Source organism: Nonomuraea sp. NPDC003201 (assembly GCF_053590415.1).
Genome location: NZ_JBSFTC010000382.1, coordinates 1 through 9,037, shown reverse-complemented (window position 1 = coordinate 9,037; position 9,037 = coordinate 1). Strand labels below are relative to the sequence as shown.

The 9,037-nt window shown below is 72.2% G+C and carries 5 protein-coding genes and 1 pseudogene; 3 read left to right on the top strand and 3 right to left on the bottom strand.

Annotated features, from left to right (window positions below; genetic code table 11):
- On the top strand, positions 1-1,045 hold a 1,045-nt coding region (locus ACWDX9_RS54875; protein ID WP_449970439.1), incomplete at its 5' end, for a sugar phosphate isomerase/epimerase family protein.
- Between the two features lie 101 nt (positions 1,046-1,146).
- Positions 1,147-4,455 (top strand): PQQ-dependent sugar dehydrogenase, encoded by a 3,309-nt coding sequence (locus ACWDX9_RS54870; protein WP_449970438.1) that lies wholly within the window; start codon positions 1,147-1,149, stop codon positions 4,453-4,455.
- Positions 4,456-4,641: 186 nt separating this feature from the next.
- On the opposite strand, the gene ACWDX9_RS54865 is transcribed toward ACWDX9_RS54870, so the two are convergent.
- The 3 genes from ACWDX9_RS54865 to ACWDX9_RS54855 are packed head-to-tail and all read right to left on the bottom strand — an operon-like array spanning position 4,642 to position 8,045.
- Positions 4,642-6,924, bottom strand: a complete 2,283-nt coding sequence (locus ACWDX9_RS54865) for a protein kinase domain-containing protein (protein ID WP_449970435.1) — start codon at positions 6,922-6,924, stop codon at positions 4,642-4,644.
- Positions 6,925-6,981: 57 nt separating this feature from the next.
- Complete coding sequence (locus ACWDX9_RS54860; protein ID WP_350735260.1) at positions 6,982-7,242, bottom strand: hypothetical protein; 261 nt, start codon at positions 7,240-7,242, stop codon at positions 6,982-6,984.
- On the bottom strand, positions 7,239-8,045 hold the full coding sequence (locus ACWDX9_RS54855; RefSeq protein ID WP_350735262.1) for a phytanoyl-CoA dioxygenase family protein: 807 nt from the start codon (positions 8,043-8,045) through the stop codon (positions 7,239-7,241). The genes ACWDX9_RS54860 and ACWDX9_RS54855 overlap by 4 nt, the downstream gene beginning before the upstream one ends.
- Before the next feature lie 389 nt (positions 8,046-8,434).
- Between ACWDX9_RS54855 and ACWDX9_RS54850 the strand changes: the two are divergent.
- Positions 8,435-8,875: pseudogene (locus tag ACWDX9_RS54850) on the top strand (helix-turn-helix transcriptional regulator); the annotation flags it as partial.
- Positions 8,876-9,037: the final 162 nt, after the last annotated feature.

The following is a 9,037-nucleotide window of genomic DNA, read 5'->3' as shown; positions in this document are numbered from 1 at the left end:
CGTCGCCGCCGCGGCCGCCGTACCCCTCGCCCAGCCCGCCGCCGCCGACCCCGTGCAGGCCCAGAGCGGGTGGAACCGGCCGCTGATCCCGCCGGGCAAGCGCGGCATCATCCTCTACACCGTCCGCGACGCGATCGGCCGCGACCCGGCGTCCACGACCCTGCCGTCCGGCTTCCGCCGCGTGTTCGAGGCGCTCGCGCGCATCGGCTACCAGCAGGTCGAGTTCGCCGGGTACCGGCAGCACGCCAACGCCGAGGGCGGCGCGAACCTGGAGACCGTCGAGGGCGCCCGGCTGCTGCGGAGCTGGCTCGACGACAACGGGCTGCGGGCCGAGGGCAACCACGGCTTCATCCCGGCCTCGTGGCCGCTGAGCACCGCCGACCTCGACCGGTTCAAGCAGGTGCTGGAGATCGCGAACATCCTCGGCCTGGACCACGTGGGCACCGGCTCCGACCCGACGGGCAGCGCGTACAAGGCCGACTGGGACGTGGCGGCGGAGAAGTGGAACGCGCTCGGCGAGCTCGCCTGCCAGGCCGGGCTCAAGCTCTACACGCACAACCACGACGCGGCGTACGCGTTCCTGCTCGACAGCGGCCCGCTTGACGACCAGGGCCGGCCCACCCGCTCCTCCGGCATCCGCAAGCTGGAGTACTTCTTCAAGATCAGCGACCCCAGGCGGGTCTACTTCGAGATGGACATCTTCTGGGCGCACGTGGCCCAGTTCAAGCACCGCACGTACACCGCGCCCGACGGCTCGGCGCAGACCGACGTCTTCGACCCGCTCGCCACCGTGCTGGCGCAGGAGAAGCGGTTCCCGCTGTTCCACGCCAAGGACGGCACCGCCAACCCGGGCACCGCCAACGGCTACGACATGGTGCCGTTCGGGGCCGGGGACATCGACTACGCCCGCTTCTTCGGCCGGCTCCGCTCCAGAGGCCTGCACAACCCGATGTACGAGCAGGACAACGCGCCCGGCACGGACCCGGGGCAGTCGCTGCAGTACGCCGAGCTCAGCTACCGCAACATGGCCGCCCTGCGCGGCTGACCCCCACCACAACGCCGGACCGCCACGCGATCCCTGCCGTTGCAGCGGCAGGCGTGGCGGCCCGGATCATGACACTCCTCGTCCTAGGAGCGGCATCACCAATGCAGCGTACCCTCGCGGTGCTCGGCGGCTTCTTCCTGGCCGCCACCGCACTCGTCTTACCCGCCGGCCCCGCTCAGGCGCACGAACCGGCCACCGAGTGGTCGAGCTACGAGAAGATCACCCTGACCAAGAACGTGGGCGAGCCGATCGACCTGGCCGTCCTGCCCGACCGGCGGGTCCTGCACACCGCGCGCAACGGCGACCTCAGGCTGACCGACCCGGCCAGCGGCGTCACGAAGATCGTCAACACCGTCCCGGTCTACAACAACTCCGAGGACGGCCTGCAGACGGTCTCCCTCGACCCTCGGTTCAGCGAGAACCACTGGGTCTACCTCTACTACGCGCCCAAGACCATGTCGGCGCCGTACCCCGAGACGACGCCGGCCGGGTCGGCGCCCAACTCGCTGCCCGCCGGGGCCGACGAGACGTACTGGAACCAGTGGAAGGGCTACAACCAGCTCTCCCGCTTCAAATGGACCGGCAACGCGCTCGACCTGTCCACCGAGCAGGTCATCATCAAGGTCGAGACGCAGCGCGGGCAGTGCTGCCACGTGGCCGGCGACGTGGACTGGGACGCCGACGGCAACCTCTACCTCGCCACCGGCGACAACACCCCGGCGGGCGCGCCGGGCGCCAACGGGTACGCGCCCAACAACGACGCGCCCGGCATGAACCCGGGCTTCGACTCCCGGCGCGGCGCGGGCAGCAGCGACGACCTGCGCGGCAAGATCCTTCGGATCAAGGTCGCGGACGACGGCACGTACACGATCCCCCAGGGCAACCTGTTCCCGCCGGGCACGTCCAGGACGCGGCCGGAGATCTTCGTGACCGGGGTGCGCAACCCGTTCCGGATGGACGTGGACGGGGAGACGGGCACCCTGTCGTGGGCCGACTACGGCCCCGACGCCGGCACCCCCGACCCGAACCGGGGCCCGCTCGGCTACGTCGAGTGGAACATCACCCCGCTCACCAAGCCCATGAACAGCGGCTGGCCGTACTGCACGGGCGACAACTTCAACTACAACGACTGGGACTTCGAGACCGCCCGGCCGGGGCCGTGGTTCGACTGCGCGGCGGGGCCGCTGAACACCTCGCGCTGGAACACCGGCATCGACCGGCTCCCGCCGGCCGTCCCCGCCGACCTCTACTACGGCGACAACAACACCCACCAGCCGGCGGAGTGGGCCGGGCTCGTGGACTTCGACCCGCAGGGCGGCCAGGGGCCGATGGGCGGGCCGATCTACCACTACGACCCGGACAACCCGGCGCCCGGCAAGCTGCCCGCGTACTGGGACGGCAAGGCGTTCTTCGCCGAGTTCTCGCAGGACTACCTGGCGGCGTTCACCGTGACGTACCCGGACGGGCCGGTCACCAAGCTGGAGCACTTCCTGCCCAACGCCGAGCTGCGGGACGCCGCGCAGCCCATCACCGACAGCCCGATGGACATCGAGTTCGGGCCGGACGGGTCCCTGTACGTGCTGGAGTACGGCGACGGGTTCTTCCGCGCGAACCCCGACGCCGGGCTCTACCGGATCGACTACACCCCGGACAACAAGACGCCCCAGGCCAGGATGACCATGGACAGGACGTCCAGCGGCCAGGCGCCGCTCACGGTCGCCTTCGACGCGTCGTCGTCCAGGGACACCGAGCCGGGGACGCTGACGTACGAGTGGGACTTCGACGGGAACGGCACGTTCGACGCCACCGGGGCGACGGCCACGCACACCTACACCGAGCTGGGGCAGTACGTGGCGCGGCTGCGCGTCACCGACTCCGGCGGCCGGGCGGGCCTCACCTCGGCCGAGATCACCGTCGGCAACACCGCGCCCGAGGTCAGCGTCCAGACGCCACCGGACGGGGGGTTCTTCGACTGGGGGAACGCGGTGCCGTACAAGATCGCCGTGCATGACGCCGAGGACGGCGACAGCCCGGTGTGCACGCGCATGCAGTGGACGTTCGGCCTCGGGCACGACGTGCACGCCCACCCCGAGACCACCGGCACCGGCTGCACCGGCGCCTGGCCGACGCCCGCGAACGCGCCCGAGCACGGCGAGACGGAGAACATCTACGGCGTGGTCGTCGTGAGCTACCGCGACAACGGCGCCAACGGCATCCCCGGCGCGCTCGGCGAGGCCGCGCTCACCCTCAACCCGAAGCTCGCGCAGGCCGAGCACGCCGACCAGAGCAGCGGCGTGACCAGGACCGCCGACGACGGGGCGTCGGGCAAGTTCAAGATCACCTCGTTCGACGCGGGGGACTGGCTCGCCTACGACCCGGTCAACTTCACCGGCATCACCGGGGTCCAGACCAGGGCCTCGGGCGCGGGGACGCTCTCCCTGCGCTGGAAGTCGCCCACCGCCGCGCCGTTCGCGACGGTGACGATCCCGCCGGGCGACGGCCGGCAGACGATCACCACCGCGCTCGCCGACCCGCCCGCGGGAACCGGCCGGCTGTACGTCACCTCGACCGGCGGCGTGGACGTGGACGCGTTCACCTTCCAGGGCGGGGGCGTCGCCGACACCAGCCCGCCGACCGTCACGGCCACGCTCAACCCGACCTCGCCCGACGGGGCGAACGGCTGGTACACCCGCAACGTCACGCTCACCGTCACCGCGACCGACAACGGCACGGTGGCCAGTCGCCAGTACTCGCTCGACGGCGGCACCACCTGGGCGAACGCCGCCAACCCGGTGACGCTCAGCGCGGAGGGCGCCAAGGAGGTCCGCTACCGGGCCACCGACAACGGCGGCAACGTCTCCCAGATCGGCACGGTCACCGTGAAGATCGACAAATCAGACCCGGCACTGACGGTCACCGGCGTGGAGGCCAAGCCGTACGGCGACTCGGGCACCGTCACCCCGGTCCTGACGGCGACGGACGCGGTCTCGGGGGTGGAGGGCGCCACGGCCAAGCTCGACGGAACCGCGGTTCCCCCGGGCGCGCCCGTACGCCTCTGGACCCTGCCCCTCGGCGACCACTCCCTCGTCGCCACGGCGACGGACCGGGCGGGGCGGACGGTGACGTCGACCGTCACGTTCTCGACCACGACCTCGTACGGTGACGTGCGCGCGCTGATCGCGCACTTCAAGAAGGCGCGCACGGTGACCGCCGCGGGCGCCCGGGAGCTGCTGGAGCAGCTCGACGCGGCGGAGTGGCACGAGAAGCGCGGCAAGCCGGGGCAGGCGATCGACGCGCTGAAGCGCTTCATCAAGGCCGCGGGCAAGCACGCCAACGTCCCCGACTCCGCGTCCCGCACGATCCTGACCCGCGACGCCCAAGCCCTCATCAACCGCCTCACCAACCCGTAACACCCCGCACGGGCAGTGCCCGGCCCCGCCGGTGTTCCGGCCTCCGCACCCGCCGGAGGCCGGAACACCGGTACGACGTGCGGGCCCGCCGGAAGTTCGGGCGCCGGCGCGACGCTTGCGGCGCGTCCTTGGGCGCGGCAGTTTCCGGAGTTCCGGGTTTCCGGCGGGGGCGGGGTGAGGCAGCGGTCAGGCGGGGCCGAGGCTCCAGGCCCGGACGGTACGCTCTCCGCCCGTGTCGGCCACCACCGGGTGGCCGCCTCGTTCGGCCAGTGCCAGCGTGGCGATCGTCCCGCCGGGATCCAGGTCGAGCGCTCCTATGGTGTCGCCGTCGTCCAGGCTCCAGACCCGGGTGACGTACTCGTCGTTCCACGGACCGTGGGCGACGACGGCGATGGGCACCTCTCCCCACCGTCCGGTGACCAGAGCCACGGTGCCCCGGTCGTCCGGGCTCTGGTCGCTGAACTCCCACTTCTTCCTCCGCTTGCCCGTGGCCAGGTCGTACACGCGCAGGGTCGCGTCCAGGTGGGTCGAGACGAGGACGGGCTTGTCCTTGATCTCGCCGCAGGCCAGCCGCTCGATCCCGCCGATCTCCCCGGTGCTGAACGAGTGGGTCATCCGCCCGTTCGACAGCCGCCACACCCGGACCAGCTCTCCGCCGTCGCCCGTGACGAGCACGTCGTCCTTGCCCAGCCGGCCGAACGCCAGCCCTCTGATGCCCTGGAAGTGGTCGGTGATCGTGGGGCCGATCTGCTTGCCGGTGGAGATGTCCCACAGTCGCACGACGCTGCGGAGGTCCTTCATGGAGTCGTACTTCTGCGACACCGCCACCGCCTTGCCCGCGCCCGTGACGGTGACCGCGATGACGGGGTCGCTCACCTTGTGCGAGGCGAGGCTCTCACCGGTCGGGCTCCACAGCCGCATCCGCCCGTCGGTGTGCCCGGAGGCGATCACCGGCGTGCCGCCGACCTCGCCGACGGCCACCTCCGTCGTCGTGGCCCCGCCGTCGCCGAGCCGGGTGGCCGCCTGGCCCAGGCCCCACGTGAACACCGCCCCTTTGGCGGTCCCGCACACGACGGTGCTCCCCGCGGCGGCGAGCGCCGTGATCGCGCCGTCCGCTTTGGGCAGGGGCGCGGACGTCGCGACCTGCGTCCCGAAGGGCTCGGCGGACAGCGTCGGCGTGGGTGTCGGGGTGGGGGAGGGACTTCCGGTGGACGGCTGCTCCGTACGCCGGTCGTCCGGGTCGAGGGATTCGTTCCTCGGGCGCAGGACGGTGAAGGCGGACACCGCGAGGGCGGCCGCCGCCGCGGCCCCGCCGAACACGGCCCGCCGGCTGACCGACCGGCCCCGCCCGGTCTCCGTATCCGCATCCGCCACCGGCCCGGCGGTGGCGCGGGGCCCCGTCTGAACGCCGCCCCGGGCCTCAGGCCCCGTTTGAACGGCGTTCCCGGCAGGGGGTTCCGTCCGGACGGCCGAGGAGCCGGAGTCGGGCCCAGCGCCGGAAGGAGACCACACCCCTGGGCGAGGAGGCGGAGGCCCGGCGTGCGCTGCCCCACCGGTCGGAGGCACCGCCCTCGAAGGAGCCGGACCGGACGGGACCGCTCCAGCGGGCGGCGCCCAGGCGGCGACGGGCTGAGCCGCCCCGGCGGGGCCGGGGACGCGGGCCGTCGGGCCGGCCTGGCGGATGAGTTGCCGGAGCAGGGTCGTCGGGTCCGGGCGGGTGGACGGGTCCTTGGACAGGCATGCCGCGATCGCCCCCAGCAGGTGCGGCGGCACCCCCGTGAGGTCCGGGGTACCGCTCAGGACGCTGTTCACCACCGCCGCCAGCGTCTCCCCCGCGAAAGGCGTGTGCCCGGTGGCCGCGAACACCATCGTCCCCGCCCAGCTGAACACGTCCGACGCGGGCCCCACCCGCTCGCCCCTGAACTGCTCCGGCGACATGTACGCGGGCGTCCCCACCGGCGCCGACGTCCGGGTCGTCGCGTCGAGGGCCTTGGCGATGCCGAAGTCGATGACGATCGGCCCGTCCGGCCCCATCAGCACGTTGCCCGGCTTGAAGTCCCGGTGCACGATCCCCGCCTGGTGGATGGCCGCCAGCGCGGTCAGCGTGGAGATGGCCAGCCGGTCCAAGGCCCCGCCCGACCGCGGCCCCGACTCCCGTACCAGCGTCTGGAGTGTGTCCCCTGGCACGTACTCGCTCACGATGTACGGCCGCTCGTCCGCCATCCCGGCGTCCAGCACCGCGGCCGTGCAGAAGGCGGCCACCCGCCGCGCCGCCTCCACCTCCCGCAGGAAGCTCTTGGTGACGTCCTCCTCGTGGGCGAGGTGCAGGACCTTGACGGCGACCTCGCGCCCGTCGTCGCCGACGCCCCGGTAGACCACGCCCTGTCCACCGGAGCCGAGCACGCCGACGAGCCGGAACGAGCCGATCCGCTCGGGATCGCTCGGCCGGAGCGGGCGCAGGTCCGGCATCCCGCTCCTTCCTCGGGCCAGATCGAGCGATCACACGATAAGGCCGTACGTCCGGATTTACGACATCTTCTCGAAGAAGAACTCGTGCTTCATGAACGACGTGTCATATTCGTGCCCGGGGTACGGCGGGATGAGCTGAGACGCCTGGAACAGCCGCCACCCGTCGCGCAACGCCTCCACCCCCGTCTCGTACGGCGGCTCGTCCCCGTCACCGGCCGTCGGCTCGGTGCGCCCGGTGCCGTCGTAGCGCGACCAGCCCACCACCTGGGCGTCGAGCGCGGAGGTGGCCAAATAGAGAACGAGCACCTGCTGCTTCATGCGACCCTCCCGGGGCGGTTGTTCACGCGAGTCGTCCAGTATTCGACGTCGAACGACGGATCGTTGGTCAGCGCCCGCCACATCCGCACCCGGTTGTGGACCTCCAACCGCCCGGTCGCCTGCTCGTACCAGGGGAAACGCCGGTCCAGCTCGGCCAGGACGGCGGGATCGTCCAGGTCGGAGGTGTCCCAGAGCCGCACCTGCGGCACGGTCGGGTTGAAGCGGATCTTGAACATGTACCTGCGGACGTCGCTGTCGTTGCGCCGCCCGCCGTGCCAGATGCCGTGGTGGAGCAGCATCACGGTCCCGGCGGGGCAGGTGAGCCGGGTCTGGCCGCGCAGGTTCTGGTAGCGGCCGGTGTCGCTCTCGTTGATCCGGCGCAGATGGCTGCCCGGCACCACGAGGGTGCCGCCCATGTCGGCCGTCACCTCGCGCGGGTAGTACATGAGCTGCACGTCGAAGGCGTCCATGCGGGTGTCGATGATGGCGTCGGCGTGCAGCGGCTGGGCGTGGCCGTTGTGCGGCTCGCGGACGTGCACGGCGTGGTGGTCGACGGTCGGGTCGGGGCCGACGAGCGAGTGCAGCGCGCCCGCCACGGCGGGCAGCTCGATCAGGCGGCGGGCGAACGATCCCTCGGGGTAGGCCTGGGTGACCGGAGTGCCGTACGGCGGGCGCGGGATGCCCGCCTCCAGCACGTCGATCGCCTGGTCGTTGAGCTCGTCCGGGACGATCCCGTCGAGCCGCAGATAGCCGGCGGCCACGAATCCGGCGACCTGCGCGGAGGTCAGCAAAGTGGTTCGCATGCCTCGAAGTTAGAACCGGACACCCGCTATGTCGTGGGTTGTAATCATCATCTACTGGTCCATTTTCCCCCGCTGCGGTAGAACAGATCCCTGTGCGGCAGGTGACGATCACGCTCTCCGACCCGCCGGCGGTGGCCGGCGCGGGGGCGGCCGTGCACGGCGTGGTCAGCGCCCACGACGTGTTCCGGCTGCCCGACCTGTGGCAGCTCCACCTGTACGGGTACGCCGCCGAGCTGGTGCTCGACGGCGCCGTGCACGCCATCAAGCCCGGCCACGTCAGCCTGATCCCGCCGGGCGCCGAGGTCCACTACCACTACCGGGGCAGGTCGGAGCACCTGTACGCGCACTTCAGGCTGCCCGGCGGCGACGAGCGGCGGGTCGTGCCCGTCATGCGGGACGCGGGGGACCAGGCGCCGCTCATCGCCGCCTCGCTGCGGCAGGCCATCGCGGCGGTCCCCGACACCAGGGCCAGGGCGTCGGCCGAAGTGTGGACGGTGCTCTGGCGGATCGCGAACCTGCCCGTCGCCGGCAGCGCGCACGCCGTCGTGGCGGCCGCCATGGAGCACATCGACGCGGACCTGGCCGCGCCGCTGACCGTCCCCGGCATCGCCCGCGCCGCCGGGGTGTCGCACAACCACCTCACCCGGCTGTTCCGGGCCCAGACGGGGCGCACGGTGGTCGCGTACATCCGCCGCAGGAGGTTGTCCCGCGCGCTGCACCTGCTGCGCGAGTCGACCCTGGCGATCCCGGCGATCGCGGCGGCGGTGGGCATCCCGGACCTGCAGGCGTTCAACAAGGCCTGCAGACGAGAGCTGGGCGCCTCACCCCGGGCCCTGCGCGCGAGCGGCCCCGACCACGGCGCGGGTAGCCGTCCGCTGCGCGCGAACGGCCTCGACGAGCGGCGCGGCCGAGGTCACCACGGCCGTGGCCAACGGCGACCTCACCCGCAAGATCGACGTGGACGCCCAGGGCGAGATCCTGGCCCTCGTCGG

Excerpts from the sequence above, each read along its gene's own strand:
- ACWDX9_RS54870 (WP_449970438.1), top strand. The coding sequence starts at position 1,147 with ATGCAGCGTACCCTCGCGGTGCTCGGCGGCTTCTTCCTGGCCGCCACC.
- ACWDX9_RS54865 (WP_449970435.1), bottom strand. The coding sequence starts at position 6,924 with ATGCCGGACCTGCGCCCGCTCCGGCCGAGCGATCCCGAGCGGATCGGC.
- ACWDX9_RS54860 (WP_350735260.1), bottom strand. The coding sequence starts at position 7,242 with ATGAAGCAGCAGGTGCTCGTTCTCTATTTGGCCACCTCCGCGCTCGAC.
- ACWDX9_RS54855 (WP_350735262.1), bottom strand. The coding sequence starts at position 8,045 with ATGCGAACCACTTTGCTGACCTCCGCGCAGGTCGCCGGATTCGTGGCC.